Here is a 16,650-nt window from a genome sequence, read left to right on the forward strand (position 1 = left end):
CCGGGATAAATTCGAGCCGGCAAAGCGTTACCGGCCGAGCGAGAAAATTGCGAACCGAATCGACACATAGCCAATCGGGCGCACCAAGCGAAGATACTCCCCCTATATTTGAATAGCAGATAACCATCTGCTTGACAAACACGGCCCGCTAAGGATGTCGGCCGGTGTGCAAATTAAAGGCTAGGCCGTGGTGATCACCAGGCTGTGGTAGCGGTCACTAGCCGGTGCACAGGTGGCGATATTATCCAGCAGCGCGCCGCTCTCCAGGCAGAGCATCTGCTGATAATCACCCTCGCCGAATTGACTAAGGCGAGCCCCCTTGTCCCGCCAAGGGTTCCACACCACCAGGCTGGGCAACCCCTCACTTTGCAAACGAATGGTGCGTTTAAACCCACAATCAACCAGCGCCACCTCGCCATTGAGATCAGGGAAGATCCGATCAACCTCCTGCGCAATCGTCAAGGCATCGTTTTGTTGATCGAGCTGCCACTCTAGCAAACAGTCGACGTAATCTTTGCCTGTCAAACCTTCCACTCTCACCAGATCAATGTTGGAGATATTGAAATAGCTGTGCAACGCCAGGGCATAGTGAAAGGGTTGCTCGTCAAAATTTTTCACCGTCAGCGCCAATTGCAACTGGCGACCGATGGTCACACACAACTGCAGGGCGCAGGCAAAGGGCCAAGCTGAAGGATCGGGTTCGAAGGTGAGGGTCACCCGGTAGAGCTCACCATCCAGCTCGATATTGGCCAACTGCCAGTGGCCATTGCGCACAAAGCCGTGGGCGGCGGCGGAATCGGTTGCGGCCAGTTGCCCGCTGATTACAGCCGGGTTTTTCGAGAGATCGGCAAACCAGGGCCAACTGATGGGAATGCCGCCGCGCAGCGGTTGCCCCTCCTGGTACTGGTTGTGCTCACTCAACCAAAGCACCGGTGGCTCCCCCTTGGGCTGGAACTGACAAACCTGCGCCCCCTGCACAAATATCAGGGCATCCGCCTGGGGTGTTTTCAGTGAGAGGGCAATCAAGTTGCGATGCAGCTCGAAATAGACTCCGGGCAGATGACCAAAACGTTTATAGAGGCTTTGCAGTTCGGTGGCTAAATCCAATTCCATTTTCCTAGGGTGGTGAGCGTCTGGGTAGCGCCTGGCAAGCTGGGCTAGCGCCAGTGGTTACAGCGGTTTTGTAGTTTTAACGGGCCAGCGGCCGATGTCCAGCCAAAATGGCCTCAGGTCGGAATCTGCTGTGCCACTAACCGGCGTTTTGTGGTAATTTTGCCCCCCAGTGACCTACATCTATCCATCGGCATGATTGCCAGTTAAACGAACGGGAAGCGTTGAACTATGTCCAGCTTTACTGCACAACTTGAAAAGATCAAAACGGAAAAAGGATTTATCGCGGCACTCGATCAAAGTGGCGGTAGCACCCCCAAGGCTCTGCGTATCTACGGCATTAATGAAGATGCCTACGACAACGACGAAGCCATGTTCGACCTGGTTCACCAGATGCGCACCCGTATCATCACCAGCCCTGCTTTCACCGGCGAGCGCGTGCTCGGCGCCATCCTGTTTGAAAACACGCTCGAGCGCGATATTGAAGGTATGCCCTCCGCCACCTACCTGTGGAGTGAAAAAAACGTAGTACCCTTCCTGAAGGTGGACAAAGGCCTGGCCGACCTCGACGATGGTGTGCAACTGATGAAGCCGATCAGCAACCTGGATGAACTGCTGACCAAAGCCAAAGCTCAGGATGTGTTCGGTACCAAAATGCGCTCGTTTATTGCCGAGGCCAATGAAGCGGGTATCGCCGCGGTGGTGGCCCAGCAATTTGAGATCGGCAAGCAGATTATCGCCGCCGGCCTGGTGCCCATCATCGAGCCCGAGGTCGATATCAAGAGCCCATCCAAGGCCGACGCCGAGGCCATTCTGAAAGAGAAGATCATGGCCGAGCTGGCTGCCCTGTCACCCGATCAACTGGTCATGCTGAAACTCTCACTGCCCAGCAGCGCCGGTTTCTACGATGAGTGCATCAACCACCCCAACGTGGTCAAAGTGGTGGCCCTTTCCGGTGGTTACTCGCGCACTGAAGCCAACGAAAAAACCGCCGCCAACCCCGGCATGATTGCCAGCTTCTCACGGGCGCTGACCGAAGGCTTGTCCGCCCAGCAGAGCGACGACGAGTTCAACGCCATGCTGGATGACGCCATCGAATCGATCTACCAGGCCTCTGCCACCTAAGGTAAGGCCGCTGCACCACCCTGGCCTGCCGGGTGGTGCGTAGATCGGTATGAGCCCGCCGTTGCGACTCTCCACTCCCCTCCTCATCGCCCTGCTGGCAGCCTCTCTGGCGGTCAACCTCTGGCAGTTCTATCGCGCTCACCACACCGCCAAGCCGGCAATTCCGGCCATCAGTCAACCGATCAGTAACACTCCACCACAGGAGCTGCCACTGGAGCAGAGCGCCCTGGTCTGGTTGCAACAGGAGAATTTCCCACTGGCCATCGCCACCCTGGACCGGCTGCACCAGGAGTCCGAAGAGCAGGCTGCCGAGCTGGAACTGGCCTGGGCGCAGGAGCTGCAGGCACGGCTCGACAATCACGACTACGACTTCGTCGACCGCGCCCTGAGCGCCCTGCTCGACGCCTACCCCTATAACGAAGATTTTCTGCTCACCGAGGCCCAGCTGCTGCAACGGCGCGGCGCACGGCGCGACGCGGCTAACGCCTACTACGAACTGGCAGCACAGACCCAGGGCAGCAGTGCCGATGAGCTGATTACCACCGCCCGCTACCTGGCTCTACAGCAGCTGCAGCAGTGGCAGGAGGGTAGCCAATACCCCGAGGCACTGGCTTTTTTGGATGAGCTGCTGTGGCGCGAGCCCAGCTATGCGCCCTACCAGATTGCAATGATCAACGCATTGATCGGCCAGGGTGATTTCGACCAGGCCGAGCTGCGCCTGGCGGAACTGGAAGGCGACCCAACCCTCAGCCACGAAGCCAGCAGTCTGCGCCAAGCTCTCAGCCGTGCCCGTTCACCGGCGCGTACGCAACTGTTGCTGGAGGCCGATGGCAACCACCTGCGGGTGCCGGTCACCTTTGCCGACGGCAGCCGCCGGCTGCTACTGCTGGATACCGGTGCCACCCTGTCGGTACTCAGCCACTCGCAATTGGCGAGCCTGGACGACAAAACCTTTCTCCGCCAGGCGACACTCAACACCGCCGCCGGCCCCACCCAGGCCGACATCTACCGGCTGACCTCGGTGCAGCTCGGCCCCTACCAACTGGCGGAGGTGGAGTTTGCTGTGCTGCCGGACGAGCAACTGCCAGCCGATGGCCTGCTCGGTATGAATGTGCTAAACCGCTTTCTATTCCACATCGACCCCGAGCAAAAGCTGCTGGAACTGCAACCGAGAAGCCAAGCAAGCCAGCCTTAAGCTACACCGTCAGCACCAACCCGCCTCAACACCAACTTGCCTCGCCGGCGGGCTTGCGCAACAGCTCTTCCACGTTGGCGCTGAGGATGCGATAACCAACATTGCCAAACAGCACCTGCCGACCACCGTCGAGCAGGTAACTGGGGCTCCCTTTCAAACCCTCACGCTTGGCCTTTTGATAATCGGCCATCAGCGCCGCGTAAGCCTGCCCGCTGGCCACCGCCGACTCGATACCAGCCGCCGTTAAGGCGTGCTGCTCCGCCAAGCCCAGCAGATTGGGCCACTGGCCAATATCAACGCCATTTTCAAAGAAGGCGCGGCGCATGGTTAACGCCAAAGCCGTCGCCGGCCCCTCCCCATAAGCCAACTGCACCGCCTTGATAAAAAGGTGGGCCGGGGCCGAGGAGTGCGGCCGCACACTGCGCCAGAGCTCAGGGTGCACAGCAAGGTGATCAAACTGACCAGCGCTGGCGGCAACGTGGTCGGCAAAGCCGTCAAAGCCCCCGCGCGCATGCCATTGGTTGCGAATCTTGCCGTGGGCGTCACCAAATACGTCCATAAAGTGAAAGTGCACCCGCACCTGGTCGCCCAACTGCTCGCTCAACTCATCCAGGCGCCGTTGGGCGATCCAGGCCCAGATGCAGAGCAGATCGGAGTAGTAATCCACCACGACCGGCTCATGGCCAGCGGTGGTTGCTTTGGTTGTCATCGCCTTCATCCTTAGACCCAATGGTCAATCGCCGTCACCGGCTCAATGTTCAGTGATGGTGCTTTGCGCACCAAAGTAAAGCCCCCTAATGCACCCTTGCGGCCCTTTCAACGGTTAAATAGCGCACATTTCATAAAATTGTCGCAAAAACTTCAAACGTTACACTGTTCACATTTTGGCTTACATAATGCATGATCAGTGCGCCAACCTACGATAAATCACGTCTTAATTTACAGTTACCCTCATTCAGCCATTGGGGTTTGCCAAACATCTGATGTAAGTTTGGCGACGCGATTTTCGCTTCAGCCTGGTACCGTCACTTTTGGGGGCTGCAGTAGGGTTAGGCTGAACACACTTGGCTGGTACTCAGTTTTCTGCTTTTTCTAAGAACCACCCTAGGGACTCTCCAGGCTTAGGATCAACAGCCCATGAACAAACTACAACAAATCGAAAGAATTCATCAGCTGTTTTGCACCCGTCGACGCACCCTGACACTGGCCGATATCGGCAGTGACCTGGGTATTGCGCCAGAAGCAGTCGCCCAACTGCTGGAGCAAATGAAAAGGTATCTGGCCGCCCCCATCGAGCAGATGGATGACGGTTTTCAATATCAGATCTACACCGGCGAACGCTACCGTCTGCCAGAGTTCTGGTTAAGCCCCAGCGAATTTGTCCAAGTCGCGCAGATGAGCGATCAGATTCAGCGCACTCAGCCGGGCCTGCTGCAGGAGGACCTCAACGTCCTCGAAGGTAATTTCACGCGTTTGCTACGCACCCGCAAAATTAACCAATACCAGTTTGAGCGCCGGGTGAGGTATCTCTCCGACGCCCCACCCTACAGCTTTAACCACGATTTCAGTCTGCTCTGCTCCGGCCTGCTTGAGCGCCGGCAGCTGGCCATTCAATACAGCAGTGACAACGGCGAGCTACAGCAGTTGACCATCTGCCCGCAATCGTTGATCTACCGCGCCGGCGCCTGGCAATTGGCGGCCTGGTGCCACCTGCTCCACCAGCTGCGTAGCTTTAACGTCGCCCGAATTCAAAAGATCGAACTGCTCTCGGCCCGCAGCCGGGAGATAGCGCCCAAGAATCTCGATAAATTTTTCGCCAACCAGTTGGGCTATAACCAACAACAGCCACTCACCCTGCAACTGCGTTTTTGGGGCGACAGCGCCCACCAGGTCGCCAAACAGAGCTGGCACCCCAACCAACAGGGTCTGTGGCAGGAGCAGTGCTACTTTCTGTCGCTGCCACTGATCGACCAGGATCAACTCATGGCCCGGGTCGTCAGCCACCTGCCCAATGTCCAGGTATTGTCTCCAAGCCAGTTTGCCGAGCGTCTTAACCACCTGCTGCAGGCCGCCCTCGACCGGCAGCAACAGGCCAAGCCCGAGGTTTTTGTTGCCACCAGCGCCACCGTCAGCGAGCCGGAAGCTGCCACCGAGACCACCACGCCCAGAAAAGCGCGGGCGGGCGCCCGCTAATTTAGCGACAACTGTCAAAGCGGCAGCACAAATGCCGCTTTACAGCATAGCGACCGAAAGGCTAGTCTCCCCAATCACCATTATGTTAACTAGCCCCGCCCCGCTGCCGCGGCGTGCGGCTTTGGATTGCGCCGCTCCCCACCCACGATCAACCACCGCACTGCAGTTTGAGGTGGCCTGCGGCCAAATAATCAATCGTCGCCAGGCTGGCCCTTGCCGGCGCGCGTGCTCAAAGGACAGGCAATGCTGGTACTTTACCCAGACATCAAACCCTACCTCACTGCTTACCTAACCGTAGATAACCCCCACGAAATCTATTACGAAGAGTGCGGCAACCCCCAGGGCATTCCCGTACTGTTTGTCCACGGCGGCCCCGGTGGCGGCTGCAACCCGGCTGACCGCTGTTTTTTTGATCCGGAAAAGTACCGCATCATTCTCTTTGATCAACGTGGTGCCGGCCGCTCACGCCCCCACGCCGAGCTGTTGCACAACAACACCCAGGCGCTGATTGCCGATATGGAGGCGCTGCGTGAGACCCTGGGCGTGGAGCAGTGGCTGCTGTTTGGCGGCTCCTGGGGCAGCACCCTGAGCCTGCTCTATGCCCAAGCCCACCCGGAGCGGGTACTCGGGCTGATCCTACGCGGCATTTTTCTCTGTCGTCAGAAAGATATCGACTGGTTCTACCAGGGTGGTGCCGCCCACGTCTTCCCCGACTATTGGCAGCACTTCCTCAAACAGATACCCGAGGCAGAGCAGGGCAACCTTCTCTCGGCCTATTATCAGCGTCTCACCAGCAGTAACGAGTTGGCGCAAATGGCCGCCGCCAAGGCCTGGTCGCAATGGGAGGCCCAGTGCGCCACCCTGCGCCCCAACCACGAACTGGTCGACAACTTCACCGCGCCCCACGTGGCCGTAGCCCTGGCCCGCATCGAGACCCACTACTTCATGCACGACTCCTTTATCGAGGAGGATCAGATCCTCAAACAGATGGACAAGATCAGCCACCTGCCCGGTATTATTGTGCACGGCCGCTACGACATGGTCTGCCCACTCGATAACGCCGTCGCCCTCTACGACCGCTGGCCGGAGGCGGAGCTGAAAATCATCCGCGACGCCGGCCACGCCAGCCGCGAGCCCGGCACCGTTGATGCCCTGGTACGCGCCACCATGGAGTTTGCCGAGCGGATAACCAAAGATCTGACCGACCCAGCCTGATTGTTAATCCCCTCCAGCCAGGAAACCCCGTTTGAAGTCCGTTATTCAGAGAGTTAAGCAGGCATCGGTTACTGTTGCCGGCGAAGTGGTGGGCAGCATCGACCAGGGACTGCTGGTGTTGGTCGGTGTTGAGCAGCAAGATAGCGAGGTCGAAGCCGACAAGCTGCTGAAAAAACTGCTGCAGTTGCGCATCTTTGCCGACAGCGAGGGCAAGATGAACTGCAACGTACAGCAGATTGGCGGTGGCCTGCTGCTGGTTTCGCAATTCACCCTGGCCGCCGATACCCGCAAAGGTAACCGCCCGGGCTTCTCCGGCGCCGCCCCGCCGGAGCTGGCCGAGCGCCTCTACAACTACATGGTCGACCAGGCTCGTGCCCAACACAGCCCGGTGGCCACCGGAATCTTCGCCGCCGACATGCAGGTGGCACTCATCAACGATGGCCCAGTCACTTTTCTTATCGATACTTGAGCCGGGATTAATACTTGAGCCCGCTTACCGCATTTACCAAAAGAGAGGCGAAGATCGACGCCATATAACGAGTTTGCGAGTATAAAGTGGCCGCTAAATCCCTAAAAAATATAACAATTGTGCTATTTGTTCAGGATCTTGCTAATAAATTAGGGCATATTGCTACGATCACTGAATTTAAGGCCCACCGATCCATTGCTGCCTAGCGGGCTGCACCCCTATATAAACCAACAACAAAGGCAGTTCGGGCCGATATTTGAACCACGCAACCCGTGGCTTCCTTCAACATTAGCGCATACAACAAGAGCACCTATGGAGTTTGTTGCCGAACAGCAAGCTGAGGATTCGATCTCCGTCGAAACCCTGGAAGGCAAAATACTGATCGTTGATGACGACCCGGTAAACATCGCCATTTTCGAGAAGATCCTGCGCCAGGCCGGCTATCACCGCATCGACTCCACCATCGACCCAGGCGCTGTACGCGCACTCTATCGCAATAACGGCTACGACCTGATCGCCCTCGACATTCACATGCCCATCTGGACCGGCTTTGATGTGCTGGAACAGTTGCGCGCCGACAACCCCACCGACTATCTACCGGTATTGGTACTCACCTCCGACACCGGTGTCGAAACACAAAACCGCTGCCTCGCCTCCGGCGCCAAAGACTTCATCACCAAGCCCTTTAAAAAGGAGGAGGTGCTGCTGCGGGTGCACAATATTTTGGAGGTGCGCCTGCTACATAAGCAGTTAAAACAGCAGCGCGATCAATTGGAAGAGAAGGTTCTCGAGCGCACCCAGCAGCTCTACAACACGCAGCTGAAGTTGATCGAGAGCCTGGCTAAAACCGCCGAATACCGCGATACCGGCAGCGGCTCCCACGTGGCGCGTATCAGCCAATATGTGGTGATTTTAGGGCGGGAGCTGGGACTTAGCCGCGAGGAGTGCGACCTGCTGCAACAGGCCAGCCCCATGCACGACCTGGGTAAGATCGCTATTCCGGATAACGTGCTGTTGAAGTGCGGTAACCTGGATGACGACGAGTGGGAGACGGTAAAAGCCCACTCCGAGATCGGCGCGCAGATTCTCAGCGCCCATGACTCCAGGCTGATGCAGGTGGCCGCCACCATCGCCCGCACCCACCATGAGCGCTGGGACGGCCGCGGCTACCCCGCCGGGCTAAAGGGGGAGGAGATTCCACTGTTCAGTCGGATTGTCTCTGTCTGTGATGTGTTCGACGCGCTCACTTCCGAACGACCCCATCGCGAGGGCTGGAAGGTGTCACGGGCGTTGAATTATCTAAGGGAGAATTCGGGGAGTCAGTTTGACCCAAATGTGGTACAGAGTTTTGAACGGGTAATCGACCAGATTCTACTCTGCCGCCAGGCCGACCTCGAAACCGAAGGCCGGGAGAAGGTTCTCAACTAGCTGGCCGGTTTTTCCAGGCCAGTGCAAGCCTATTTCAGATCGGCGTGGCCGGAGTCATTCTGCTCCAGCTCGTCGTCATCCTCTGCTGTCGTCGGCCGCACGAAGCGGCCAAAGAAGATACCCGCCTCAAACAGCAGCCACATTGGCACCGCCAGCAGGGATTGAGAGATCACATCCGGCGGCGTTAACAGCATACCCACCACAAAACAGCCAACAATCACGTAGGGGCGCTTTTTGGCCAGGCTGGCGGAGTCGGTCACCCCGGACCAGATCAGCAGAATGGTGGCGATGGGAATCTCAAAGGCGCAACCGAAGGCGAAAAAGAGCTTCAGCACAAAATCGAGGTAGCGCCCCATGTCGGTCATTACCGTCACCCCTTCCGGCGCGGCCGAGGTGAAAAAGCCAAACACCAGAGGGAAGACCACAAAGTAGGCGAAGGCCATACCGGCGTAGAAGAGCAGCACACTGGAGACCAGTAGCGGCAGTACCAGCCGCTTCTCTTTGCGATAGAGTGCCGGTGCCACAAACGACCAGATCTGGTACAGCAAAAAGGGCAGGGCCACCAGTACCGAGGCGAACAGGGTCATTTTAAAGGGGGTGAGGAAGGGGGAGGCCACCTCGGTGGCGATCATGCTGGCCCCTTCCGGCAGAAACTTCTTGAGTGGCTGGGCGATAAAACTGTAGATGTCGTTGGCAAAATAGAACAACCCACCAAAGACCACCAAAACCGCCAAGAGCGCCCGTAACAGACGGTCACGCAGTTCAATCAGGTGAGCAACCAATGGTTGTTCGACTTCGGGTCCTTGTTCGTCTTGACTCATGGTGTTGCGGGCTTGTCTTGTGCTTTATCGTCAGCGGGGGGAGGCGTGGCTTCGGCGGGCTCACTGCCACCCACTTTTTCGGTGAGGCTCTCAGAGAGCTGGTTGGGTAGATTAACCGCCTGATTCATGTCGCGCCGGGTCTGCTCCAGGCGCGACATGATCTCTTCGTTTTGCAGCTGCCGGCGAATGTCATCGGCGCCTATCTGGCGTTCGAACTCCAAACGGGTATCGCGTAGGCCGCGTTTAACTCGGCCGACAAACAGCGCCATTGAGCGCAGGGCTTCCGGCAACCGCTCGGGGCCGATCACCAACAGACCGACCACTGCGATGAGCAGCAGCTCAAAAAATCCAATATCGAACACCAATCGACTCCGCTGGCAATCAGTTAGGGAGTAGTCTGTTTTTCGTCAGATTTGGTTGCAGCGGGTTCAGCCGGTTGCTCGTGCTCCACTTTGGCTTGGGCTTGAGGTTCCTCTTTCTCTTTGTCGTCATCCATGGCTTTCTTGAAGCCTTTGATCGCACCACCTAAGTCGCCACCGATGCTCTTCAAACGCTTGGTGCCGAACAACAACACAACAATGGCCAATACAATCAATAACTGCCATAAACTCGGGGCCATAACTCTATCTCCTCTCTTGGTGCTAGTGCCCACTTGGGCGTAGGTGCAGTGTCTTGTATTTTTATTCTATTTTCCAGTTCGCGCGGCTTTTTCGGCGAGGCCAGAGACATCAAAGCGCCGCGCCAGTTCGGCAAGCACCTCATTGGTATCGATGCCCAAATGAGCGAGCATCACTAAACTGTGAAACCACAAATCGGCGGTTTCGTAAATTACCTCTTTTGGATCGCCGCTGGCGGCCATATCTTTGGCCGCCAACAGGGTCTCCGCACACTCTTCAGACACCTTCTCTAATATTTTGTTTAATCCCTTGGCATGCAGGCTGGCCACGTAGGAGCTGCTTGGGTCAGCGGCGCTTATGCGCGACTGAATGATGGTGGTCAGCTGATTAAGAACGTCACTCATAGTGTTGGCCAAGGGCTAGGAACCGTAGATGGTTTTTGGATCTTTCAATACCGGGTCAACCGGCTGCCACTGGCCATCCTGCAGGGATGAATAGAAACAGGATTCGCGGCCGGTATGGCAGGCGATGCCGCCTTTCTGTTCGACTGAGAGCAGAATGACATCGGCGTCGCAATCGAGGCGGATATCAACCACCTGCTGCTCGTGGCCGGAGGTCTCCCCCTTGAACCAGAGCTTTTGGCGGGAGCGGGAGTAGTAGACCGCCACCCGCCGTTCGGCGGTCAGAGCCAGCGCTTCGCGGTTCATCCAGGCCATCATCAAAATTCGACCGCTGTGGGCATCCTGGGCGATGGCCGGCACCAGGCCATCGCTGGTCCAGCGTACCTGGTCAAGCCAGGAGGTTTGATCATCTGCCATGCAACTACAGCCTGTCGATATTCGAGCGGGTCGCTAGTGTATGTTGTTTAAGCACCGCTGAAAACCTTTGCCGTGGCTCGGCTTGCCATCAGCCGAGCAGGAGCCAGGCAGCCGCCGCCGATGCGGCCAGTGCCAGGGCCTGCCAGGGTAGGGCGAGAAACCACTGCCAGGCTGCCGGGAACGCGGCCAGGCCGGCTGCGGCGGCCAATGGCAGCCAGATAAACCGGAGCTTATTGCGCTTCTTGCGCTGCTGTTGGTTGACGGCATTGCTGGCCTGTTTCAGGCTCGGCGCCATCTCGGCCAGCTCAACAAAGCGCTCCAGGTTGTTAAACAGTAGGTGTGGCACCTGGGGGAACTTCTCCATCCACTCCGGGCCGTAGCGTTTCAGCTCGCGCAGCAGCGCTTTGGGGTGGAAGCGGTCGCGCAGCCACTTCTCCATGTAGGGGTGGGCAGTGGCCCAGAGGTCGAGTTCCGGGTAGAGCTGCCGGCCGAGCCCTTCGATATTGAGCAGAGTCTTCTGCAGCAGCACCAGTTGTGGCTGCACCTCCATGTTGAAGCGGCGCGCGGTTTGGAAGAGGGTAATCAATACCTGGCCAAAGGAGATCTCCGCCAGCGGCCGCTCGAAGATCGGCTCACACACGCTGCGAATCGCCGCCTCCAGCTCACCCACCGAGGTATCCGCCGCCACCCAGCCGCTGAACACATGCAGCTCCGCCACCTGCCGGTAGTCGCGCCGGAACATGGCCAGGATGTTGCGTGCCAAGTAGTACTGGTCCTCCCGCGAGAGGGAGCCCACCACGGCCATATCGACGGCGATGTACTGCGGGTTGCGCGGGTGCTCGGTAGAGACAAAGATGTTGCCCGGGTGCATATCGGCATGGAAAAAGTTGTGCTCAAACACCTGGGTGAAGAAGATCTCCACACCGCGCTCAGCCAGGCGGCGCATATCGGTGTGCTGCGCTTTGAGCGCCGCCACCTGGGTTACCGGAATACCATAGATGCGCTCCATCACCATCACATTGCGCCGGCAGTAGGGCCAGTAGACCTCCGGCACATAGAGCAGGGGTGAATCGGTGAAATTACGGCGCAGCTGGCTGGCGTTGGCCGCCTCGCGCAGCAGGTCGAGCTCATCAAGAATGGTGTTGCGGTAATCCTCCACCACCTCGGGCAGGTGCAGGCGCCGGCCATCCTCGCTCAGGTGTTGTATCAACCAGGCGACCACCCTCAGCAGGGCGATATCCTTCTCGATAATGGGCTCCAGCTCCGGTCGAATCGCTTTCACCACCACCTGCCGGCCGTCGGCCAGTACCGCGCAGTGCACCTGGGCCACCGAGGCCGAGGCCAGGGGCTGCACCTCAAAACTCTGGAACAGCTCCGCCACGGGCGCACCAAGGGCCTCCTCCACCAGGCGGACAAAACGCTCGCCCGGGAAGGGTGCGACATCGTCCTGCAGCTTATCGAGCCGGGAGACCAAATCGGGGGGCATAAGGTCGGGCCGGGTGGAGAGCAGCTGGCCAAACTTCACAAACACCGGCCCCATGTGCTCAAAGAAGCCACACAGGCGTTCACCACGATTGGTTGCGGGCGTCGGCAGCCAGGCCAGGGGCAGAGTCAGCACGCGCGCCAACCAGGGCAGGCGGCGGCGGTCGATGAAGGTGTCCAGGCGAAACTTCAGAGCGGCATGCAGAATCTGCAGAATACGGAAAAGAGCAAGCACGAATAGTCCTTAGGCGTCGTCGGCGGCCAACTTCTGACGCAACCGGCGCAGGCGCGCTTCCAGCCGGTCGGTGTGCAGGCGCAAGCTCTGATTGCGAGCGCGAAAATCATCAAACAGGGCGCGGTTGGGCAGCAGGTTTTTCTCTTCCAGCAGGAACTCCATCAGCTGATTGCCAATGCTGGCCTGACGCGCCCGCGCCCAACTCCAGCCGGAGCGCACCAGTTCGGCCAGGCCATGGCCCAACAGATCACCCAACCAGCGGTTTAAGCCATCTTCCCAGTCGATATCCAAGTTCTGCGCCAAGGCCTGCCACTCAATCAACAACTGGGTGCTGCCGGTGACTTCTATATTCAACTCCGCCAAGCTCTGCTTGCCATCCACCAGCCAGGCGAGCAGGTCAGCAGCACGGGCCTGCAACTCGGTGGTGGCTTCTTCCACCACCGCCAGCAGTACCAGCTGCTGCTCGCGCACGGTTACCCCCAGCTGCCACTCGGGCTCACGCAGACAGATCAACAGACTTTGCCCCTCCAGCTTGGCCAGCCGCTCACGGCTGCCGGGATCAAAGCGCAGTGCCTGGTTGAGTGCCTGCTCGGCGGCCGCGAGCAGGGCAGAGGTGGCGGTCGGCCCCGGAAAGCGACCGGGCTCCATCAGGGTTTAAAGCCCATGTGCAGGGCCACCACACCCGAGGTCATGTTGTGGTACTTACACTGCTCAAAGCCGGCGTTTTGCATCATCTCCAGCAGGGTCTCCTGGTCCGGGTGCATGCGTATACTCTCCGCCAGGTATTGATAGCTGTCGCTGTCGTTGGCAATCACCTTGCCCATCAGTGGCAGAATCTTAAAGGAGTAGTGGTCGTAGAGCTTCTCCATCACCGGGTTGGTGGGCTTGGAGAACTCCAGCACCAGCAGCCGGCCACCGGGCTTTAACACCCGCTGCATGGATGCGAGCGCGAGGTCTTTGTCAGTGACATTGCGCAGGCCAAAAGCGATGGTGATGCAGTCGAAGGTGTTGTCGGGGAAAGGCAGGTACTGGGCATCGGCCTGGCAGTATTCGATGTTGCCAGCGACACCGCGGTCGGTCAGCTTGTCGCGCCCCACCGCCAACATGGAGTCGTTGATATCGGCCAGTACCACCAGACCCTCGGGGCCCACCAGGCGGGAGAACTGATAGCTGAGGTCGCCGGTACCGCCGGCGATATCCAACACCTTCTGCTTGGCACGCACCGCCGACATCTCAATGGTGTAGCGTTTCCAGAGCCGGTGCACTCCGCCGGACATCAAGTCGTTCATCAGGTCGTACTTGGCGGCCACCGAGTGGAAGACATCGGCTACACGGCCGGCCTTTTCCGCCTTGTTAACACGCTGATAGCCAAAATGGGTGGTATTGTCGTCGTTCATGGAGGTTCCTAAAACTGGCGTCGCGCCATTGTACGCGAGCTGGCAGGTGATTTCAGTGTTTGCGTGGCCGCTGAACCGTTTCCACGGCTGGCAGTCTGATACCAGCAACCATTATGATGGCCGGCATTATGACCAAGGCTATAACAATTAGGAACCGACACCATGCTCCCCTTCAAACGACTGCTCAGCTCCCTCACTCTCGCCCTCGGCCTCAGCCTGCCAGTACTGGCCATTGCTGAACTGCCCGATAACGTCGTCTGGCTGGATGTGCGCACGGCCCAGGAATTTGCCGATGGCCATGTCGATGGCGCACTCAACATCCCGCACACCGAAGTCAGCGCCCAGGCCGCCAGCGCCCTGCCCGATAAAGAGGCCCCCATTTATGTCTACTGCCGCTCCGGCCACCGCGCTGGCCTGGCCAAAGCCTCATTGGAAGCGCTCGGCTACACCCAGGTATTAAATATCGGCGGCCTGACCGATGCCGAGGCCCTGATCGAACAGCAGAGCGAAAGCGCCGAGTAGCGCGTGGCCCTGGCTCTGCGCATTCCACCGCCGCTGCTGGCCCTGGCCAGCGCCGCGGTCATGTTTGGCCTGGCCCGGCTGCTGCCGCCGCTGGCCTGGAACCGAACCGCCACCCTGGCCGCCACCTTAGTGCTGGTCGGCCTGGGGCTGGCCATAGAGCTGGCTGCTATCATTGCCTTCCGGCGCGCCAAGACCACTATCAACCCGCTTACCCCCAACGCCAGCAGCCAGTTGGTCACCGCCGGCCTCTACCGCTACAGCCGCAACCCCATGTACGTTGGCCTCTGCCTGCAACTGCTGGCCTGGGCCACCTTTCTGGCGGCACCACTCGCACTGCTGGGTGTGGTGCTGTTCATCCTGCTGGTGAGTTATCTGCAAATATTGCCGGAAGAGCGGGCGTTGAACGCCCGCTTTGGTGATGATTACCGCCGCTATCTAAGCCAGACCAAACGCTGGCTATAACTCACTACCGCCGGCTTTAACCCGGCTCTCGGGAAAGACCACCCAAAACAGACCGCGAAAGTCACCAGTCTGGAAGCCGGTGGCCTGGTCATCTGGGTAGAGGGTGTTGATCTTGGCGGCCAGCGCCGGCGCCAGCGCATCGCCATGGCAGGTGAGGCAGAGAGGCTGAACGGTAATCGGTTCCACATAACCGACCAACCCCTCCGCCAGGGCGACCGCCTGAGGCGGCTGGTCGCGCTCCGCCAGATAACTGGCCAGCAGTGGCTGCAACCAGGGTTCGGGGACGTTGGCCAGGTTGCGCAGCTTGTGGCTGGTGCGCCCAATACGGACACCGTCCTGGCTCAGCGACGCAGCAATGGCCGGCGCTTGCAGGCGGCAGGCGGCAACGGCCGCCTCTGGCCCCTGTTGCAGCCCGGTTTTCAAGGCCATCATCAACTGCTGTTTAAAGGGCAGCAACAGTGCCTGCCCTTCGCTGACACGCTCTTCAGTGACATGCTCTTTATTAACAGAGACATCCGCCTGGGCAGCGGCCGAGGCCAACAGCAGGACGGCAAAGCGATGTGTGGGTTTGTTCATAGCAGTGCTCCCGCGCTTTGTAGCTAGGCAATGGCGGCCGCCCCGTCGGTTGGGACTGGCCGCAACTAGGCACTGACCATTTGCGCAGCCTTCGCCCGGCGAAGCAAGAGCCACTCATTGATGATGATCAACAGCAGCCCAAAACACTCCAATATCCAGTTCATCTCCAAGCCACCAAGCTTGGTGTGAATAAAATGGTCGGTATTGTGGTAGGAGGTGGCGCGAATCAAAACGTAGCCCACGACAAAGACAAAACCCGACAGCGCCAGAATATTGCGGCCGAGCAGCCCGCGATAATAGTAGAAGAGGGCGAGGGTGACGATAATCGAGGTCACCACCACGCCATCGATAAACAACCGCTGCACCACCCGCCGCTGGCCATACCAACCCTGCTCCCTGGAGAGCGCCCGGCCCAGCTCCGTAAACAGGGTCTGCAGGTCGAGCTGTTTGTTAATGCCCAATAGAATCAGGCAGACCAGCAGCACCCACCACAAACCTCGCTGGCGACGAGGGGTGGAGGGAAATTCGCCAGTAGCCACTCGAAGCACCGCCAGCGCCCCCAGGGCGGCAAAAAAATAGAGTCCCACCGTTACCCAGCCGGCGACTGTCGGGTCGCCAATACCTGGGTGCCAATCGATCACCAAACCAGCCAATTGCATCACCCACTCCCTTACGGCTCTGACCGTCCATTTAGATTACCACTACTCCGATTGTCACGGCTCTGGTTACCACAACCCAGTTGGAACACCCCACAGGCTGGCAAACCCCTATTTGCACCCAATTACGGGTAAAACTCAATAGTTGCACAGCAATCAACTGCCATTGGCCCCAACAATTTATCTGCCTCCGGCTTAAACCACGAACGGCACAAGCCGCACCAGCGCACAGCGCATTAATAGAAATAGGTAAAGGATGAATAGCGGGAGTAGGGCCGGCCTAGATACGGCTCGGGTGAACAGCAGCGGTGCAGCAGAGAGAAACACAA

General features: G+C 58.7%; 20 protein-coding genes. 8 read left to right on the top strand and 12 right to left on the bottom strand.

Annotated features, from left to right (window positions below; all coding sequences use genetic code 11):
- Window positions 1-180: 180 nt before the first annotated feature.
- Entirely contained in the window at window positions 181-1,113 is a 933-nt protein-coding gene (locus SBL51_RS17890; protein WP_317932473.1) for a D-hexose-6-phosphate mutarotase, read from the bottom strand.
- Window positions 1,114-1,341: 228 nt separating this feature from the next.
- Between SBL51_RS17890 and SBL51_RS17895 the strand changes: the two genes are divergently transcribed.
- Together SBL51_RS17895 and SBL51_RS17900 are read left to right on the top strand one after the other, a co-directional pair.
- On the top strand, window positions 1,342-2,235 hold the full coding sequence (locus SBL51_RS17895; protein WP_317932474.1) for a fructose bisphosphate aldolase: 894 nt from the start codon (window positions 1,342-1,344) through the stop codon (window positions 2,233-2,235).
- A gap of 49 nt (window positions 2,236-2,284) precedes the next feature.
- Window positions 2,285-3,430: a retroviral-like aspartic protease family protein gene (locus SBL51_RS17900; RefSeq protein WP_317932475.1), complete on the top strand. Its 1,146-nt coding sequence runs from the start codon at window positions 2,285-2,287 to the stop codon at window positions 3,428-3,430.
- Window positions 3,431-3,455: 25 nt separating this feature from the next.
- Here the strand turns inward: SBL51_RS17900 and SBL51_RS17905 are convergent, their stop codons facing one another.
- Window positions 3,456-4,139 carry a DsbA family protein gene (locus tag SBL51_RS17905; protein ID WP_317932476.1) on the bottom strand — a complete coding sequence of 228 codons (684 nt, stop codon included), beginning with the start codon at window positions 4,137-4,139 and terminating at the stop codon, window positions 3,456-3,458.
- Window positions 4,140-4,567: 428 nt separating this feature from the next.
- Here SBL51_RS17905 and SBL51_RS17910 point away from each other — a divergent pair, with 428 nt between their 5' ends.
- From SBL51_RS17910 to SBL51_RS17925, 4 genes are all read left to right on the top strand, one after another.
- Window positions 4,568-5,623: a WYL domain-containing protein gene (locus SBL51_RS17910; protein ID WP_317932477.1), complete on the top strand. Its 1,056-nt coding sequence runs from the start codon at window positions 4,568-4,570 to the stop codon at window positions 5,621-5,623.
- Between the two features lie 243 nt (window positions 5,624-5,866).
- Window positions 5,867-6,838, top strand: a complete 972-nt coding sequence (pip, locus tag SBL51_RS17915; RefSeq protein ID WP_317932478.1) for a prolyl aminopeptidase — start codon at window positions 5,867-5,869, stop codon at window positions 6,836-6,838.
- 31 nt (window positions 6,839-6,869) lie between these two features.
- On the top strand, window positions 6,870-7,307 hold the full coding sequence (gene dtd / locus SBL51_RS17920) for a D-aminoacyl-tRNA deacylase (protein WP_317932479.1): 438 nt from the start codon (window positions 6,870-6,872) through the stop codon (window positions 7,305-7,307).
- 312 nt (window positions 7,308-7,619) lie between these two features.
- Complete coding sequence (locus tag SBL51_RS17925; RefSeq protein ID WP_317932480.1) at window positions 7,620-8,735, top strand: HD domain-containing phosphohydrolase; 1,116 nt, start codon at window positions 7,620-7,622, stop codon at window positions 8,733-8,735.
- 29 nt (window positions 8,736-8,764) lie between these two features.
- On the opposite strand, the gene tatC is transcribed toward SBL51_RS17925, so the two are convergent.
- From tatC to ubiE, 8 genes are all read right to left on the bottom strand, one after another.
- Complete coding sequence (gene tatC, locus SBL51_RS17930; protein ID WP_317932481.1) at window positions 8,765-9,556, bottom strand: twin-arginine translocase subunit TatC; 792 nt, start codon at window positions 9,554-9,556, stop codon at window positions 8,765-8,767.
- Window positions 9,553-9,918, bottom strand: a complete 366-nt coding sequence (tatB, locus tag SBL51_RS17935) for a Sec-independent protein translocase protein TatB (RefSeq protein ID WP_317932482.1) — start codon at window positions 9,916-9,918, stop codon at window positions 9,553-9,555. The genes tatC and tatB overlap by 4 nt, the downstream gene beginning before the upstream one ends.
- 23 nt (window positions 9,919-9,941) lie before the next feature.
- On the bottom strand, window positions 9,942-10,175 hold the full coding sequence (gene tatA / locus SBL51_RS17940; protein ID WP_317932483.1) for a twin-arginine translocase TatA/TatE family subunit: 234 nt from the start codon (window positions 10,173-10,175) through the stop codon (window positions 9,942-9,944).
- A 66-nt stretch (window positions 10,176-10,241) separates the two neighbouring features.
- The gene (locus tag SBL51_RS17945) at window positions 10,242-10,577 is read right to left on the bottom strand and encodes a phosphoribosyl-ATP diphosphatase (protein ID WP_317932484.1); all 336 of its coding nucleotides are present in this window, start codon (window positions 10,575-10,577) and stop codon (window positions 10,242-10,244) included.
- A gap of 15 nt (window positions 10,578-10,592) precedes the next feature.
- Window positions 10,593-10,991, bottom strand: coding sequence for a phosphoribosyl-AMP cyclohydrolase (gene hisI, locus SBL51_RS17950; protein ID WP_317932485.1), 399 nt, complete (start codon window positions 10,989-10,991; stop codon window positions 10,593-10,595).
- A gap of 88 nt (window positions 10,992-11,079) precedes the next feature.
- Entirely contained in the window at window positions 11,080-12,708 is a 1,629-nt protein-coding gene (gene ubiB / locus SBL51_RS17955) for a ubiquinone biosynthesis regulatory protein kinase UbiB (protein ID WP_317932486.1), read from the bottom strand.
- A 9-nt stretch (window positions 12,709-12,717) separates the two neighbouring features.
- Window positions 12,718-13,356, bottom strand: coding sequence for an SCP2 domain-containing protein (locus SBL51_RS17960; RefSeq protein ID WP_317932487.1), 639 nt, complete (start codon window positions 13,354-13,356; stop codon window positions 12,718-12,720).
- Window positions 13,356-14,105 (bottom strand): bifunctional demethylmenaquinone methyltransferase/2-methoxy-6-polyprenyl-1,4-benzoquinol methylase UbiE, encoded by a 750-nt coding sequence (gene ubiE / locus SBL51_RS17965; RefSeq protein WP_317932488.1) that lies wholly within the window; start codon window positions 14,103-14,105, stop codon window positions 13,356-13,358. Before ubiE ends, SBL51_RS17960 begins: the two co-directional genes overlap by 1 nt.
- A gap of 162 nt (window positions 14,106-14,267) precedes the next feature.
- On the opposite strand from ubiE, the gene SBL51_RS17970 reads away from it, so the two are divergent.
- Together SBL51_RS17970 and SBL51_RS17975 are read left to right on the top strand one after the other, a co-directional pair.
- On the top strand, window positions 14,268-14,627 hold the full coding sequence (locus SBL51_RS17970; protein WP_317932489.1) for a rhodanese-like domain-containing protein: 360 nt from the start codon (window positions 14,268-14,270) through the stop codon (window positions 14,625-14,627).
- Window positions 14,628-14,630: 3 nt separating this feature from the next.
- Window positions 14,631-15,089, top strand: a complete 459-nt coding sequence (locus SBL51_RS17975; protein ID WP_317932490.1) for an isoprenylcysteine carboxylmethyltransferase family protein — start codon at window positions 14,631-14,633, stop codon at window positions 15,087-15,089.
- Here the strand turns inward: SBL51_RS17975 and SBL51_RS17980 are convergent.
- Window positions 15,084-15,665 carry a DUF3365 domain-containing protein gene (locus tag SBL51_RS17980; protein WP_317932491.1) on the bottom strand — a complete coding sequence of 194 codons (582 nt, stop codon included), beginning with the start codon at window positions 15,663-15,665 and terminating at the stop codon, window positions 15,084-15,086. The two genes, SBL51_RS17975 and SBL51_RS17980, sit on opposite strands and share 6 nt — an antisense overlap.
- A 65-nt stretch (window positions 15,666-15,730) precedes the next feature.
- Window positions 15,731-16,324, bottom strand: a complete 594-nt coding sequence (locus tag SBL51_RS17985) for a hypothetical protein (RefSeq protein ID WP_317932492.1) — start codon at window positions 16,322-16,324, stop codon at window positions 15,731-15,733.
- Between the last annotated feature and the right edge of the window lie 326 nt (window positions 16,325-16,650).

The organism is Halioxenophilus sp. WMMB6 (assembly GCF_033283405.1).
Taxonomy (GTDB): Bacteria; Pseudomonadota; Gammaproteobacteria; order Pseudomonadales; family Cellvibrionaceae; genus Halioxenophilus.

What these genes read in the sequence shown, in the direction of transcription:
- SBL51_RS17890 (WP_317932473.1), bottom strand. Translation starts at nt 1,113, where the DNA reads ATGGAATTGGATTTAGCCACCGAACTGCAAAGCCTCTATAAACGTTTT.
- SBL51_RS17895 (WP_317932474.1), top strand. Translation starts at nt 1,342, where the DNA reads ATGTCCAGCTTTACTGCACAACTTGAAAAGATCAAAACGGAAAAAGGA.
- SBL51_RS17900 (WP_317932475.1), top strand. Translation starts at nt 2,285, where the DNA reads ATGAGCCCGCCGTTGCGACTCTCCACTCCCCTCCTCATCGCCCTGCTG.
- SBL51_RS17905 (WP_317932476.1), bottom strand. Translation starts at nt 4,139, where the DNA reads ATGACAACCAAAGCAACCACCGCTGGCCATGAGCCGGTCGTGGTGGAT.
- SBL51_RS17910 (WP_317932477.1), top strand. Translation starts at nt 4,568, where the DNA reads ATGAACAAACTACAACAAATCGAAAGAATTCATCAGCTGTTTTGCACC.
- pip (WP_317932478.1), top strand. Translation starts at nt 5,867, where the DNA reads ATGCTGGTACTTTACCCAGACATCAAACCCTACCTCACTGCTTACCTA.
- SBL51_RS17925 (WP_317932480.1), top strand. Translation starts at nt 7,620, where the DNA reads ATGGAGTTTGTTGCCGAACAGCAAGCTGAGGATTCGATCTCCGTCGAA.
- tatC (WP_317932481.1), bottom strand. Translation starts at nt 9,556, where the DNA reads ATGAGTCAAGACGAACAAGGACCCGAAGTCGAACAACCATTGGTTGCT.
- tatA (WP_317932483.1), bottom strand. Translation starts at nt 10,175, where the DNA reads ATGGCCCCGAGTTTATGGCAGTTATTGATTGTATTGGCCATTGTTGTG.
- SBL51_RS17945 (WP_317932484.1), bottom strand. Translation starts at nt 10,577, where the DNA reads ATGAGTGACGTTCTTAATCAGCTGACCACCATCATTCAGTCGCGCATA.
- hisI (WP_317932485.1), bottom strand. Translation starts at nt 10,991, where the DNA reads ATGGCAGATGATCAAACCTCCTGGCTTGACCAGGTACGCTGGACCAGC.
- SBL51_RS17960 (WP_317932487.1), bottom strand. Translation starts at nt 13,356, where the DNA reads ATGGAGCCCGGTCGCTTTCCGGGGCCGACCGCCACCTCTGCCCTGCTC.
- ubiE (WP_317932488.1), bottom strand. Translation starts at nt 14,105, where the DNA reads ATGAACGACGACAATACCACCCATTTTGGCTATCAGCGTGTTAACAAG.
- SBL51_RS17970 (WP_317932489.1), top strand. Translation starts at nt 14,268, where the DNA reads ATGCTCCCCTTCAAACGACTGCTCAGCTCCCTCACTCTCGCCCTCGGC.
- SBL51_RS17980 (WP_317932491.1), bottom strand. Translation starts at nt 15,665, where the DNA reads ATGAACAAACCCACACATCGCTTTGCCGTCCTGCTGTTGGCCTCGGCC.
- SBL51_RS17985 (WP_317932492.1), bottom strand. Translation starts at nt 16,324, where the DNA reads ATGCAATTGGCTGGTTTGGTGATCGATTGGCACCCAGGTATTGGCGAC.